Genomic DNA, 13984 nt, shown 5'->3' with positions numbered 1-13984 from the left:
GGGAGTATATACCCATTGGGTTTCAGCCTGCTTTGCGGCGGGTATAATTAACTTAACTCATGGCTTTTGCTATGCTGGCGCTCAGAACAAGCGGATAAGAGTTATTATGCAATCCTGGTATTTACTGTACTGCAAACGTGGGCAACTTCAGCGAGCCCAGGAACATCTGGAAAGACAGGCGGTGAACTGCCTGACGCCTATGATCACCCTGGAAAAAATGGTGCGCGGTAAACGGACCACAGTCAGTGAACCCCTATTCCCTAATTATATGTTTGTCGAGTTCGACCCGGAAGTGATCCACACCACCACCATCAATGCCACGCGTGGTGTTAGCCATTTCGTCCGTTTCGGTGCGACGCCGGCGACCGTTCCTTCTCCCGTCATTCATCAACTTTCCATCTATAAACCTGAAGGTATTGTTGACCCTGAAACCCCTCATCCGGGGGACAGTGTGATTATTACCGAAGGTGCGTTTGAGGGTTTGAAAGCGATCTTTACCGAACCCGATGGCGAAGCGCGTTCCATGCTGCTGCTTAACCTATTGAATAAAGAGGTTAAGCAGAGCGTGAAAAACACCGGCTTTCGAAAAATTTAAGTCGCCTTAGAAAGTCACTTCAAACAGCGTTCTGACGTTCGCATCAATGGTTGCTGACAACCATTGAGGATCCTCGCCGCGCCAGTGGGCAATACGCTCAAGAATATGGGGTAGGTGCGCAGGTTCATTGCGCCGTGACGCTGGTTTAGGCGTTAAATCCCGGGGAAGTAAGTAGGGCGCATCGGTTTCGATCAGCAATCTCTCAACCGGGATAAAGGGCAGCAGCTCACGCAGTTCCATGCCCCGGCGCTCATCACAGACCCACCCGGTGATACCAATATAAAGCCCGCGGTCTACACAGTCCTGCATCTCCTGACGCGAGCCAGTAAAGCAGTGCAGCACCGCACCGGGCAGGCTGTCCAGCCACGGCTCCAGCAACGTCAGAAAACGATCATGGGCGTCCCGACAATGCATGAAAACCGGCATCTGCAGTTCAGCAGCAATGCGCAGTTGCGCCTCAAAAGCACGCTCCTGCTCCTGCGGCGTGGAGAAATTGCGATTAAAATCCAGGCCGCACTCACCAATAGCGACCACCTTCGAATGGTTTGCCAGCGCAATAATTTCTGCTTCTGTTGAGGACTGCCATTGGCTGCTGTCATGCGGGTGCACGCCAGCCGTGGACCAGCAATGCGGATAATGCTGCGCCAACGTTAAAGCCTGCTGGCTTTCGTGCAGGTTTGTTCCGGTCAGGAGCATACCGTTTACGCCCGCAGCAAAGGCGCGCGCCACGACCTCATCCCGGTCTTTCGCAAATTGTGAACTGGTTAAATTAACGCCAATATCAAACATGCTTCCTCCCATATGACAACCGCCCTGACGGGCGGTTGCGTTTATTCTTCAGTTTTCTCGGTGGCTTCAGCTTCTTTTGCTTCTTCAGCCTCGTTATCCTCATCTCGCGTACGTCGCTTACCGACATAGAATCGAGAGAAGAACACACCCACCTCAAACAGGCAGTACATCGGTATCGCCAACAGCGTTTGCGAGAAGACATCTGGCGGGGTCAATAGCATCCCGACGACAAATGCCCCCACTACAACGTAAGGGCGTTTCTTGCGTAAGTCTTCAGGCGTCGTAATGCCCATCCAGCATAGCAGCACAATGGCGACAGGAACCTCAAAAGAGACACCGAAAGCCATAAACAGCGCCATTACGAAACTGAGATAGCTGGCAATGTCTGTCGATACCTGTACGCCTTGCGGAGCCGTATTGGCAAGGAAACCAAACGCCAACGGGAAGACGACAAAATAGGCGAATGCCATACCGATGTAGAACAATAACGAACTGGAGACCAACAACGGCACAACCAGGCGACGTTCATGTTTGTACAAAGCAGGCGCAATGAATGCCCAGACCTGATAGAGGATCACTGGCGCTGACAGAATCAGCGACACCATGAAGGTTAACTTTATCGGGGTAAAGAACGGCGAGGCCACATCGGTGGCGATCATTGTTGCGCCCTGCGGCATCTGTTTGATCAACGGCGCCGCAACCATATGGTAAATGTCGTTGGCAAAGTACACCAATGCCAGAAAGATCACGAACACAGCAATAATGCAGTTCAGGAGTCGCTTACGCAGCTCAATAAGATGCGTGATGAGCGGTTGGGTATCTTCTACAGCCATGTTTACGGTTTATCACTCGACGAGGGGGAGGATTCGACAACAGGTGCGGCAGCTTTCTTTTCTGCATCCATCAACGTGGCGGAAGTGTTTTCCGTCGGCTCTGGCGTTTTAGCACCCGTGGATTCCGGTTTTTGCTCCGGCGAACTGGCCTGGTTTTCAGCGGCAGCTGGGGTGACCCCTTCTCGCTGCGCTTCACCGTCTTTCACCACCGGATTATGGATAGTGTGCGCTTCATCGCTGGCTTTCTCAGGATCGTGCACGCTATAAGAACGCTTCATCGACTCCGCCGCTTCACGCAGCTCATCCATTGATGCTTTCAGCTCCGGGGTCAGATTTGTCAGGCTCGCTTTCTCTACTTTCTTCAGGCTGTCCTGGAATTCCTGAAGCTTAAGCTCCTGGGTCAGTTCGTTCTGAACAGTAGTTGCAAGGGAACGCAAAGCGCGAACCCAGCCAGCAACCGTTTTTACCGCCACGGGTAATCGTTGCGGCCCCAGGACAATGAGGCCGATCACGAATACCAATAACAGTTCGCTAAAACCGATATCAAACACGGATTATACCTGCTCTTTATCTTGGCTTTTGGCGTCTTCCTTTTTCACTTCGCCCTGCTTATCGGTAATGGATTTAGCAGTAAAATCAGCGTCCTGGCTGGTTTTATCTTGCTTAGGTTCATCATCACCCATCGCTTTTTTGAAGCCTTTAATAGACGCGCCAAGATCGGAACCGATGGAGCCGAGTTTCTTGGTGCCAAATAGCAGTACAACGATGACGGCAATGATCAACAACTGCCAAATACTGATACCACCCATACATGTTCCTCTGTCATAGATGATGAATTAATAAGGCCGTAGTATACGTTACACGGCCTGCCTTGGGCGATGAAAAATTCAGCGCATTTTGCGCCAGCCGATTATCCAGGCTATGACGCCTCCCGCCATTAACCAGCCCGGCATAAGCCCCCACTCAGGGCGGCTTACCAGCAGGAATGTTCCACTTAGCAACAATGTTGCGCCAATGCCCAATAAATAACGGGATTGTCCCTGACGCACATGATTCGCGTGAAGCTCGCGGGCAATCTTATCAACACTGTGCTGTAAATATTTGCCCTGGCGCAAACTGTCATACACCAGTTCAGGTATTTCTGGCATTTTTTCGACCCAGAACGGAGCTTTTTCTTTAAATGCCCTGACGAGCGCAGGAATACCGACCTGATCTTTAATCCATGATTCGAGAAACGGCTTGGCCGTTTTCCACAAATCTAACTGCGGATAGAGTTGTCGTCCGACACCTTCAACGTACAGCAGCGTCTTCTGGAGCAAAACCAACTGAGGCTGGACTTCCATATTGAATCGACGCGCGGTGTTAAACAGATTCAACAGCACGTGGCCAAAGGAAATCTCCGCCAGCGGTTTTTCGAATATCGGCTCGCACACGGTACGGATTGCAAATTCAAACTCTTCAACGTTGGTATCAGGCGGAACCCAACCTGAATCCACGTGCAGTTCGGCAACTTTGCGGTAGTCTCGGTTAAAGAACGCAATAAAGTTTTCAGCAAGATAGCGCTTATCTTCTTTATTTAAAGAACCCACAATCCCGCAATCAATACCAATGTATTTCGGGTTTTCAGGGTGCTCATAACTCACGAAAATATTCCCAGGATGCATGTCCGCATGGAAAAAACTGTCGCGAAATACCTGAGTAAAGAAGACCTGCACGCCGCGTTCAGCCAACAACTTCATGTTGGTGCCATTCTTCTCAAGCGTTGCGACATCAGATACGGGGATACCATATATGCGCTCCATCACCATCATGTTCTGACTGCAATAGTCGGAATACACTTCCGGGATGTACAGCATCGGGCTATCTTCAAAATTACGTCGCAGCTGAATTGCGTTCGCCGATTCGCGCAGCAGGTTCAGCTCATCAATCAACGTTTTTTCATACTCGCGGACCACTTCTGTTGGCCGTAGACGACGGCCATCCGGTAGCAGACGAGGAACCCAGCGCGCAAGGCGGTAAATCAGTTTTAAATCCGCTTTAATGACCGGCAGTATGTCCGGGCGGATAACTTTGATCACCACCTCTTTACCATTGGACTTCAGTCGTGCGGTATGGACCTGAGCAATAGACGCGGATGCCAGCGGCGTGATCTCAAAATCATCAAACCACTCCTCGACGGGCAGCCCGCCCATGGCTTCTTCGATTTGTTCTTTCGCTCGCTGCCCATCGAATGGGGCAACGCGATCCTGCAATAGCGCAAGCTGATCGGCGATGTGCGGTGGGAAAAGGTCACGACGGGTAGAGAGCATTTGCCCAAATTTGATCCACACCGGGCCGAGCTCCTGTAAAGCCAGTCTCAGCCTTTCTCCCAGCGGTTTGTCTTTATGTTGGTTGGGCATCCAGAACAGCGAGTAACGCCACAACCGAAGCGGCAGCGTGATACGCATTTTAGGGATGAGTTCATCAAGACCGTAGCTTAAGAAAGTGCGAATGATGAAATAAAGGCGCCGTACTTCACCTGGCGTCATTTGGCCTCCAGTTTTTCCAGCCGTTTGGCCAGAGATTCGACCGCACGTTCAACGGCTGCCGTTTCTTCTGCAAACCATGCAACCTCGAGCGAGCCGGGAGCCATACGCCACTCTTCGGTGATCGCTTCGGCTACATAGCGCTGCTGGCGCTGAATGTTATGGCGCAAGAACTTCGCGCCGCCACGCAAGACTTTGCTGACCCCCTCCGCGACGATATCGCCGGTATAGGGCGCTAACAGCTCTGCGGGATCAAACTCAGCCAGATCGGCCAGCGCCACAAAGTTCTGCACCACCTGGATATCACCCTGAACTTCCAGCTCACCGCTGCGAATAAGCGTGGTAAGTTGCTGGCGGTCGCGTAATTTCGGCAACACGCTGGCATGTGTGATTACTGTGCAATCGGCTTCGCCTTCCCATGCCCCCAGCACATCGAGCTGGCGCTCACTAAACACCAGGACTAAGGGTGTTGAAAATCCTTTAAGATCAACACGCAGCACCTTGCTCTGTAAACGCGTTCGGGCTGATTTCAGCGCAGGAGAACGATACAGAAAGGTATTGAGCAGATTTTCAACACCTGCGGTCACTAAGGGTTTTAAAGGCATCCCCAATCTCCTGTCAGAACTTGTAACCACGATGCAGCGCAACGACACCAGCCGTCAGGTTGTAGTAATCAACGCTTTCGAACCCGGCATCTTGCATCATTGCTTTTAGCGTGTCCTGATCGGGATGCATGCGAATAGACTCCGCCAAATAGCGGTAACTGTCCGCATCGCTTGCGACCATGGAACCGATGCGCGGCAGAACATGGAAAGAATAAGCATCGTAGGCCTTGCTCAGCGGTTCGATAATCGGCTTGGAGAACTCCAGCACCAGTAAACGTCCGCCCGGCTTCAACACGCGATACATGGATCGCAAAGCTTTGTCTTTATCCGTTACGTTGCGCAGACCGAAAGAAATGGTAATGCAGTCAAACGTGTTGTCAGGGAAAGGCAGTGCTTCCGCGTTCGCCTGAACGTACTCAACGTTACCCACTACGCCGATATTACGCAGCTTTTCGCGACCCATTTTGAGCATTGAGTCATTGATATCCGCCAGTACGACTTTACCGGTTTCACCCACCATGCGAGAGAATTTCGCCGTCAGGTCGCCCGTACCGCCTGCCAAATCCAGTACGGTTTGACCGCGACGCACGCCACTGCAATCAATGGTGAAGCGCTTCCACAAACGATGAATGCCAAATGACATTAAGTCATTCATAACGTCATATTTCGAGGCCACAGAATGAAAAACGTGGGCCACCATGTCAGCTTTCTGCTCTTTAGCGACGGTCTGAAAGCCAAAGTGCGTCGTTTCTTGTGAATTATCCACCATCTCAGTGCCTGCTCATTCAAAAAATGTTCAAGAAGTGTAACAGATTGGGCCAATTTGCCCTACCCTTCTACCCCGTTCAACTACCCCAAACGGACTAGTTTGATTGCTGATTTACCGCTTCGTCATCAGGGTAAGGCGCATCCTGTTGCGTCTCAGGGACCGAGCGCAAGCGGTACTCTTCATCCTGCGTAGTGGCTTGTTCAGCCAGCTCAGGATTTATCTCGCGCTTAATTTCCACACCTAAACTGCGAAACGCCTCTGCCTGTGACAGGACGTTTCCACGGCCTGAAGAGAGTTTTTTCATCGCTTGTCGGTAGTTGTCCTGGGCTTTATCCAGACTTTGGCCAATCGCCGACATATCATCCACAAACAAGCGCATCTTGTCATAAAGTTTACTGGCCCGATCGGCAATTTGTTGCGCATTACGGCTCTGATGCTCGTAGCGCCACAGGTTGGCGATCGTGCGCAATGCCACTAACAACGTGGTGGGGCTGACCAGCATAATGTTATTTTTAAGCGCCTCGGTTATCAGTTCAGGTTGCCTGTCCAGCGCCAGCAAAAAAGCAGGCTCGACGGGAATAAACATCAGCACGTAGTCAAGCGAACGCAGCCCGGGAAGCTGTTGATAATCTTTTCGGCCCAGCAGACGAATATGGTTTCGCACTGAGGCGATGTGCTCCTGCAACGCGCTCTCGCGGGTATATTCATCTTCCGCGTTAAAATAGCGCTCATAGGCAACCAACGTCATTTTTGCGTCGATCACCACATCTTTCCCCTGGGGTAGCCGGACAATGACATCGGGCTGCATACGCGAACGGGCATCGTTTTCAATGCTAACCTGAGTTTCGTATTCATAACCTTCACGCAGACCGGAGGCTTCAAGCACCCGCGTGAGTACCACCTCCCCCCAGTTGCCCTGCGTTTTGTTATCGCCTTTTAACGCCCGCGTCAGGTTTACCGCTTCCTGCGCCATCTGCGCGTTCAGTTGCTGAAGATTACGAATTTCATGCGCCAGAGTATGACGTTCCTGCGCCTCTTTGCCGAAGCTATCCTGAACCTGACGACGAAAACCGTCCAGCTGTTCACGAAGCGGCGCCAGCAGGCTGTTCAGGCTTTGGCGGTTTTGCTCATCGACGCGGCGGTTGCTGTGCTCAAAAATGCGGTTCGCCAGGTTTTCAAACTGTTCACTCAGGCGCTGTTCGCTGTTGATCATCTGGCGGATTTTATCTTCCGCATGCTGCTGCGTCGCTTCCAGCCGGGTAGTGACTTCACGGAGATCGGCTTCCAGAGAGGTGTTGATGCTGTGCAGGCTGCGTAATTCGTTATTGAGTAGCTCGCACTCGTCGCGCCAGTGGGCTTCCTGTGCGAGTTGTTGCCGGGCAGCGCTTAACGCAATATCCAGTTCACGTCGCTCTTCGATGAGGTCGGCACGGATCTGATCGGCCCGCGCTTTTGTCGCCAGCCACCCCACCAGCAGCCCTGCGGCTAACGCCAACACAGCACTCATCATAATTGAAATATCCACAACGCCCCCTTACAGCAACGGCTTACCCGCACAAAATAGAATTGTGCTGTATAAACGTCCAGTTTAAAAGGAATTTCCTGCGAGGCACTACGCAAAATAAAAAGGCCGAACACGTCGGCCTTTTTGAACAGAAGTGAGAATTACAGTAAACGGCGGGCAGCTTCCACCACGATTTTCACCGCGTGGCTTTCCGTTTGTTTCATCGTTTCCGCATTGGGGATCTCTTGCTGAGTACGGTTCACGATAACACCAGCAACCATACCGGCACGCAGGCCCTGGCTGGCACACATGGTCAGCAACGTTGCGGATTCCATTTCGTAGTTCATGACCCCCATGGACTGCCACTCTTCCATCGAGCCTTTGAAACGACTCACTACGCGACCAGAGAAGGTGTCATAACGCTCCTGGCCCGGGTAGAAGGTGTCAGATGACGCGGTGACGCCCACGTGGGTAGTCGCACCGATAGATTTCGCCGCTTCCACCAGCGCAGTGGTGCACTCGAAGTCGGCAACGGCCGGGAATTCCATTGGCGCGAAGTGCAGGCTTGCACCATCCAGACGGACAGACGCAGTGGTGACCAGCACGTCGCCAACATTGATGTGCGGCTGAATTGCGCCAGTCGTACCGATACGCAGGAAGGTACGAATGCCCAGTTGCGCCAGTTCTTCTACGGCAATAGAGGTGGACGGGCCGCCGATACCGGTAGAGCAAACGATCACGGCTTTACCATCCAGCTCAGCACGCCAGGTCGTGAACTCGCGATGGGATGCCAGCTTAACCGGCTTATCCATCAGCGCGGCGATCTTTTCCACACGCTCCGGGTCGCCAGGGACGATAGCGAGCTGGGCCCCTTGTAAATCGTTCTTAGTGAGGCCGAGATGAAAAACATCAGACTTAGACATAAAAACTCCTCTGTGAATCGGTTTTGTCAGAAGAAGCAAAAACACACTTTACCGAAGGCATAAACAAATTTTCGTGACAGACATCACCATGATGTAAATCAATTGCATTCGATTACCATGAAATAGTGATACGCATCACATAAACGACGTGATGTAAGGACGCCTTGCACAAAAGATAGACCGTTTAAGGCAATGTGGTTCGTTGCATATGTCTATAGTTAATAATGCGCTTTTTGGCTGAATATTTAAGGGTACGGAGAATACCATGACCACACGACAATCTGGCTTTGCACCTGCTGTATCTCCACCGACGTCTACTACGGTTCACACACCGGATAACGCAATTATCGCCGGTGTAACGTCCATACCTTCACAAGGCGATGATATGCCAGCGTATCACGCACGACCAAAACAGACCGATGGCCCCCTGCCCGTGGTCATTGTCGTGCAGGAGATTTTTGGCATTCATGAACACATTCGTGACGTTTGCCGCCGTCTGGCCCTGGAAGGGTATCTGGCTATCGCGCCAGAGCTCTATTTCCGCGAAGGCGATCCCAATGACTTTGCCGATATCCCCACGCTGCTCAGCGGCCTTGTCGCCAAAGTGCCTGACGCTCAGGTACTGGCCGATCTGGACCACGTCGCCAGTTGGGCCTCCCGCAACGGCGGTGACGCGCATCGATTAATGATCACAGGTTTTTGCTGGGGTGGACGCATCACCTGGCTGTATGCAGCGCACAATCCGCAGTTAAAAGCAGCGGTAGCGTGGTATGGCAAACTGGTAGGCGATAAGACCCTCAACTCGCCGAAACATCCGGTTGATATCGCCACCGATCTTAACGCTCCTGTTCTGGGGCTTTATGGTGGTCAGGACACCAGTATTCCTCAGGTTACCGTCGAAACGATGCGTCAGGCGCTACGCGCCGCTAATGCAAAAGCGGAAATTGTGGTTTATCCCGATGCCGGGCATGCATTTAATGCCGATTACCGCCCGAGCTACCACGAAGAGTCCGCCAAAGATGGCTGGCAGAGAATGCTGGAGTGGTTCGCGCAATACGGCGAGAAGAAATAAGTATCGCCAGGTAAACCGATCATCAAAACGGAGGCGTTAGCCTCCGTTTTGTTTTTAAGCCTGACGCAAGTTCTGCGCGGCCTTCACCATATTCGCCAGTGCGGCACGGGTTTCCGGCCAGCCTCGGGTTTTCAGGCCGCAGTCCGGGTTCACCCACAGCCGCTCCGCCGGAATACGCTGCTCCGCCTTCTTCAGCAGGGCCTCAATCCACTCCACGCTCGGGACGTTCGGCGAGTGAATATCGTAGACACCCGGCCCAATTTCATTCGGATAGTCGAACTCTTCAAACGATTCCAGCAACTCCATGTCGGAGCGTGAGGTCTCAATGGTGATCACATCCGCGTCCAGCGCCGCAATGGAATCCATGATGTCGTTGAACTCGCAGTAACACATGTGGGTGTGGATCTGAGTTTCATCCTTCGCCACCGCCGCGTTAATGCGGAAGGCTTCTACCCCCCACGCCAGATACGCGGCCCAGTCGCTGCGACGCAACGGCAGACCTTCGCGCAGCGCCGGTTCATCAATCTGAATAATACCGATACCCGCCGCTTCCAGATCCGCCACTTCATCACGCAGCGCCAGCGCAATCTGCTTGGCGATGGTTTCACGCGTCACGTCTTCACGCGGGAATGACCAGCAAAGAATGGTCACCGGACCGGTCAACATACCTTTTACCGGCTTGTCGGTCAGCGACTGCGCGTACTTCGCCCACTCCACGGTGATCGCTTCCGGGCGGCTGACGTCGCCAATTACCACCGGCGGCTTCACGCAGCGAGAACCATAGCTCTGCACCCAACCGTTCTGGGTAAAGACAAAACCATCCAGATGCTCGCCAAAGTATTCCACCATGTCATTACGCTCGGCTTCACCGTGCACCAGCACATCGAGGCCCAGACGTTCCTGTTCAACGATCGCCTGTTTTATATGTTCGGCGATACCGGTACGGTAGTGACCAGCATCCAGGTTGCCCTTTTTGAAATCCAGCCGCAGACCGCGAATTTCGGTGGTTTGCGGGAATGAACCGATCGTAGTGGTCGGCCATGCCGGTAGATTAAAGCGGGCACGCTGCGCCTCGGCGCGAACCGGGTAAGCGTTGGCGCGCTGGCTGTCCTGGGCGGTGATCGCCGCCAGACGTTTTTCCACTGCGGCGTTGTGTACGCGGGTAGAGTGACGACGCGCCTGGATCGGTGCGCTCCATTCCACAATTGCCGCCGTATCGCCGCTGTTCAGGGCATCGCGCAGCAGCGCCAGCTCGCCGCACTTTTGCAGCGCGAAGGCAAACCAGCTCTTCACTTCGGCATCAAGGCGGGTTTCCACACTGAGATCGATTGGGCTGTGCAGCAGAGAGCAGGAAGAAGCCACCCACAGAGCACGTTTCCCGACGATGTCTTTAATTTGTGCATATTTTTCGCTGAGATCGGCGCGCCAGACGTTACGACCGTTTACCAAACCGGCTGACAGCAGCCAGTCGGCAGGCAGGCGTTGGTGCAGCTCGGCAACGTCATCTTTGCCATGAACGAAATCAACGTGCAGACCCTGCACCGGCAGCGCGGTAATGGTATCCAGGTTCGGCGTTACGCCTTCAAAATAAGTGGTCAGCAGTAATTTTACCTGCCCTGCCAGCGCGTCATACGCGGGTTTGAAGGCGTTCAGCCAAACCTGCGGCAGCTCCAGTACCAGCGCAGGTTCATCAATCTGTACCCACTCAATACCGCGTTTCGCCAGCTCGGCCAGCACCTGCTGGTAAACCGGCAGAATGTCGTTGAGCAGGGTCAGGCGGTCAAACTGTTCGCCCTTCACTTTCCCCAGCCACAGGTAAGTTACCGGCCCAAGCAGTACAGGCTTCACCTTGTGGCCGAGCGCCAGCGCTTCGTCCACTTCATCCAGCAGTTGGGTCCAGGTCAGTTTGAACTGCTGACCTTTGGTGAACTCCGGCACCATGTAGTGATAGTTGGTGTTAAACCATTTAGTCATTTCTGCCGCCGCCGCTGGCTCACCCGTCGGGGCGCGACCACGACCAATGCGGAATAAGGTATCGATATCAACCGAGCCGTCTTTATTTTGATGACGCGCCGGAACGTTACCGAGCAGCAGGCTGGTGGTTAGCACGTGATCGTACCAGGCAAAATCGCCCACCGGCAGCAGGTCAATGCCCGCCTGCTTCTGCTGATCCCAGTGGCGGGCGCGTAGCTCGCGGCCAACGGCCAGCAATTCCTCACGGGAAGAATTTCCCGCCCAGTAGCTTTCTTGCGCTTTTTTCAGCTCGCGACGCAGGCCAACGCGAGGGAAACCGAGGGTGTGATTCAATATTGTCATTTTTCTTCCTCTAATTATATGTAAATCCTATGGATTTTGAATTTAGGGAAGGCGGCAAGTTTGCTCATCCCCAGGAGCTTACTGAAGTAAGTGACTGGGGTGAGGAAACGAAGCCAACGCACCATAAATTTAAAAGACGAAGGATTTTAGCCGTCCAGATGTTTACACATCCATAATTGGCGGTTACTGTATATTCCTCAAGCGCAATTTGTTCATGCCGAAGTGAAGGACTTTCATGATCGAGATTAAACACCTGAAAACGCTCCAGGCGTTGCGGAATAGTGGTTCGCTGGCAGCCGCAGCGGCGACGTTGCATCAGACCCAATCCGCCCTTTCTCACCAGTTCAGCGATCTGGAGCAACGCCTCGGCTTTCGTCTTTTTATCCGTAAAAGTCAGCCTCTGCGCTTTACGCCGCAGGGCGAAATTTTGCTCCAGTTGGCAAACCAGGTGTTGCCGCAAATCGGTCGCGCGCTGCAGGCCTGCAACGAACCGCAGCAAACCCGGCTACGCATCGCGATTGAATGCCACAGCTGTATCCAATGGCTGACGCCCGCGCTGGAGAATTTTCGTGCCAACTGGCCGCAGGTGGAAATGGACTTTAAATCCGGCGTGACGTTCGATCCGCAACCTGCGCTACAGCAGGATGAATTGGATCTGGTGTTGACCTCCGACATTCTGCCGCGCAGCGGATTGCACTACTCGCCGATGTTTGATTTTGAAGTACGCCTGGTCCTGGCGCCGGACCATCCGCTGGCCAGCAAAACGCAAATCACCCCGGAGGATTTAGCCAGCGAGACGCTGCTTATTTATCCGGTGCAACGGAGTCGGCTGGATGTCTGGCGGCATTTCCTGCAGCCTGCGGGCGTTAGCCCGTCACTGAAGAGCGTGGATAACACCCTGCTGCTGATTCAGATGGTTGCAGCCAAAATGGGTATCGCGGCTTTACCGCACTGGGTGGTGGAGAGTTTTGAGCGCCAGGGTCTGGTGGTAACCAAAACCCTGGGTGATGGATTGTGGAGCCGACTGTACGCCGCCGTGCGCGATGGCGAACAGCGACAGCCGGTCACGGAAGCGTTTATTCGCTCAGCGCGGAATCACGCCTGCGATCACCTGCCGTTTGTGCGGAGTGCGGAACGACCCACTTTCGATGTACCCACAGTGAGGCCACTATCACAGCCGCACCAATGATGAAGCTCGGCCAGTGAGGCTGTTGATGCCAGATAGCCAGGTTAACCAGCAGCCCGGCCGGCACATGCATATTGTTCATGATGCCCAGCGTACCCGCATCCACCTGCGTCGCGCCATAGTTCCACATAAAGTAACCGATGCCGGACGCCGCCACGCCAAGAAACACCAGGATGCCCCACTGTAGCGTAGTTGCAGGCATTTTCTGCGCGTTACCCAGCATGGACCAGGCCACTATCGCCACCATAAATGCCCCCATGTAAAACCAGGCGAAGGCGTTGTGCTGCGGCATTGGCCGTGTTTCCATCAGACGCTTGTAGCCCACCATGCCAATGGCAAAGCTGATATTGGACAACTGTACCAGCAGCAGGCCGGTCCAGAAGTGGCTGGTCACCTGGTCGTAACGAATGATCCCCGCACCGATCACCGCCAGCAACGCACTGAAGGCGTAGCTCCAGCGCAGACGACGTCCGCTCATGAGATCATAAATCAGCGTAATGTAGAGCGGCGTCAGTACGGTAAAGAGCAGCAGTTCTGAAACTGTCAGGTACAGATAGGCGTGAAAACTCAGCATATACATAATGCCAAGCTGCATGGCCCCTACCAGCATATACAGCGCGATCGTTTTTACACTGTGCCCACGGGTGCGTAAAAATGGCAGGAACACCAGCGCCGCCAGCCCAACACGCACCAGCACCGCAAAATAGCTATCGACATGACCGGCAAGGTACTCGCCAAACAGGCTAAAGGAAAAGGCCCACAGAATTGTGGTAATGATGAGTAACGCCACAATGGATGTCTCTTAACAAAAGGTACACCCATTGTAGCGAAGTTTTTAGTTGACAACTGGTCAACTAACGAACGATG

General features: G+C 53.3%; 14 protein-coding genes. 3 read left to right on the top strand and 11 right to left on the bottom strand.

The genetic code is table 11. The features are described from left to right. The first annotated feature begins 106 nt into the window (after nt 1–106). Nucleotides 107–595 carry a transcription/translation regulatory transformer protein RfaH gene (gene rfaH / locus FOB24_RS02100; protein WP_038634455.1) on the top strand — a complete coding sequence of 163 codons (489 nt, stop codon included), beginning with the start codon at nt 107–109 and terminating at the stop codon, nt 593–595. Between the two features lie 6 nt (nt 596–601). On the opposite strand, the gene tatD is transcribed toward rfaH, so the two are convergent. The 9 genes from tatD to udp form a co-directional block, all read right to left on the bottom strand. Further along, a complete protein-coding gene (tatD, locus tag FOB24_RS02095) occupies nt 602–1384 on the bottom strand; it encodes a 3'-5' ssDNA/RNA exonuclease TatD (protein WP_150344456.1) in 783 nt (260 codons plus the stop codon). Nucleotides 1385–1425: 41 nt separating this feature from the next. After that, on the bottom strand, nt 1426–2217 hold the full coding sequence (tatC, locus tag FOB24_RS02090; RefSeq protein WP_038634459.1) for a Sec-independent protein translocase subunit TatC: 792 nt from the start codon (nt 2215–2217) through the stop codon (nt 1426–1428). A 2-nt stretch (nt 2218–2219) separates the two neighbouring features. Further along, on the bottom strand, nt 2220–2768 hold the full coding sequence (tatB, locus tag FOB24_RS02085; RefSeq protein WP_085049780.1) for a Sec-independent protein translocase protein TatB: 549 nt from the start codon (nt 2766–2768) through the stop codon (nt 2220–2222). A 3-nt stretch (nt 2769–2771) separates the two neighbouring features. Then, entirely contained in the window at nt 2772–3026 is a 255-nt protein-coding gene (gene tatA, locus FOB24_RS02080; RefSeq protein WP_003017888.1) for a Sec-independent protein translocase subunit TatA, read from the bottom strand. Between the two features lie 78 nt (nt 3027–3104). After that, the gene (ubiB, locus tag FOB24_RS02075) at nt 3105–4745 is read right to left on the bottom strand and encodes a ubiquinone biosynthesis regulatory protein kinase UbiB (RefSeq protein ID WP_069325080.1); all 1641 of its coding nucleotides are present in this window, start codon (nt 4743–4745) and stop codon (nt 3105–3107) included. Beyond that, nucleotides 4742–5347 carry a ubiquinone biosynthesis protein UbiJ gene (gene ubiJ, locus FOB24_RS02070; RefSeq protein ID WP_150344455.1) on the bottom strand — a complete coding sequence of 202 codons (606 nt, stop codon included), beginning with the start codon at nt 5345–5347 and terminating at the stop codon, nt 4742–4744. The genes ubiB and ubiJ overlap by 4 nt, the downstream gene beginning before the upstream one ends. Nucleotides 5348–5360: 13 nt before the next feature. After that, nucleotides 5361–6116: a bifunctional demethylmenaquinone methyltransferase/2-methoxy-6-polyprenyl-1,4-benzoquinol methylase UbiE gene (gene ubiE, locus FOB24_RS02065; RefSeq protein ID WP_003017897.1), complete on the bottom strand. Its 756-nt coding sequence runs from the start codon at nt 6114–6116 to the stop codon at nt 5361–5363. 94 nt (nt 6117–6210) lie between these two features. Continuing rightward, nucleotides 6211–7641, bottom strand: coding sequence for a DNA recombination protein RmuC (gene rmuC / locus FOB24_RS02060; protein ID WP_087856731.1), 1431 nt, complete (start codon nt 7639–7641; stop codon nt 6211–6213). A 140-nt stretch (nt 7642–7781) separates the two neighbouring features. After that, nucleotides 7782–8543: a uridine phosphorylase gene (udp, locus tag FOB24_RS02055; RefSeq protein WP_006686084.1), complete on the bottom strand. Its 762-nt coding sequence runs from the start codon at nt 8541–8543 to the stop codon at nt 7782–7784. Between the two features lie 265 nt (nt 8544–8808). On the opposite strand from udp, the gene FOB24_RS02050 reads away from it, so the two are divergent. Next, complete coding sequence (locus FOB24_RS02050) at nt 8809–9615, top strand: dienelactone hydrolase family protein (RefSeq protein WP_038634473.1); 807 nt, start codon at nt 8809–8811, stop codon at nt 9613–9615. 54 nt (nt 9616–9669) lie between these two features. On the opposite strand, the gene metE is transcribed toward FOB24_RS02050, so the two are convergent. After that, complete coding sequence (gene metE / locus FOB24_RS02045; RefSeq protein WP_150344454.1) at nt 9670–11931, bottom strand: 5-methyltetrahydropteroyltriglutamate--homocysteine S-methyltransferase; 2262 nt, start codon at nt 11929–11931, stop codon at nt 9670–9672. Between the two features lie 235 nt (nt 11932–12166). Here metE and metR point away from each other — a divergent pair, with 235 nt between their 5' ends. Further along, nucleotides 12167–13120, top strand: coding sequence for an HTH-type transcriptional regulator MetR (gene metR, locus FOB24_RS02040; RefSeq protein WP_038634477.1), 954 nt, complete (start codon nt 12167–12169; stop codon nt 13118–13120). Here metR and FOB24_RS02035 read toward each other — a convergent pair. After that, the gene (locus tag FOB24_RS02035; protein WP_071888045.1) at nt 13008–13907 is read right to left on the bottom strand and encodes a carboxylate/amino acid/amine transporter; all 900 of its coding nucleotides are present in this window, start codon (nt 13905–13907) and stop codon (nt 13008–13010) included. The genes metR and FOB24_RS02035 overlap by 113 nt on opposite strands. Between the last annotated feature and the right edge of the window lie 77 nt (nt 13908–13984).

Source organism: Citrobacter werkmanii (assembly GCF_008693645.1).
GTDB lineage: Bacteria > Pseudomonadota > Gammaproteobacteria > Enterobacterales > Enterobacteriaceae > Citrobacter > Citrobacter werkmanii.
This window is presented reverse-complemented; position numbering and strand designations above follow the sequence as displayed.